Source organism: Bradyrhizobium sp. NBAIM03, assembly GCF_020194055.1.
Taxonomy (GTDB): domain Bacteria; phylum Pseudomonadota; class Alphaproteobacteria; order Rhizobiales; family Xanthobacteraceae; genus Bradyrhizobium; species Bradyrhizobium yuanmingense.
The window spans coordinates 1-679 of the sequence record NZ_JADYVS010000100.1 but is presented as its reverse complement, the minus strand read 5'-3'; the positions used below and the strand labels follow the sequence as shown (position 1 = coordinate 679).

General features: G+C 56.7%; 1 protein-coding gene. It reads right to left on the bottom strand.

Features of this window, described 5'->3' with window-relative positions; all coding sequences use genetic code 11:
• Positions 1 to 136: 136 nt before the first annotated feature.
• Positions 137 to 679, bottom strand: a 543-nt coding sequence (locus tag I6F21_RS37570; RefSeq protein WP_225184364.1) for an EAL domain-containing protein, incomplete at its 5' end; no start/stop codon positions are given.

The following is a 679-nucleotide window of genomic DNA, read 5'->3' as shown; positions in this document are numbered from 1 at the left end:
GAGTCTGCGCCCTGTCCAAGTGAATGCGCCCGCCTGAGCAACAATGCAGGGTGATGCGTCGAATGTATCGCAGCAACTCTAGACGCTTTATTCTAGTCAAGCGCCTCCCGAGCACGCTTGAACTCAGCGCGTCGGCTCACGCATGTGGGTTTCTTGCTCCATCTTCAGTGACCGGTCCGCGGCTGGCTTCGCGATCGAGCAGCGCGGGGATATCGGCGGCTGGAACGGGACCACTGAACAGGTAGCCTTGTCCTTCTGTGCAACCATTGGACACCAGAAAGACGAGCTGGCGTTCGTCTTCGACTCCCTCGGCCGTGGTCGTCAAACCAAACCCTTCAGCAAGGCCGAGTATAGCACGAACGATCACCCGGCTGTCAGTGCTGTCGTGGAGATGCGACACGAAGCTGCGATCGATCTTGATCTTGTCAAGACGAAACGAAAGCAGCTGGCTAAGCGTAGCATAACCTGTTCCGAAATCATCGAGCGCGATGCGGACGCCGGCTTGACGAAGTTCGTCAATCACGGTCTTCGCAGCCCCGTTTCTTTCCACGAACGCGCTCTCTGTAATTTCAATTTCCAGGCGGCGCGGACCAAAGCCGGTTTGCTCTAGGATCGATATAATGCGCTCTCCAAGCGCGGAATCCCGCAACTGAACAGGCGAAATGTTGAAGGCAAGCGA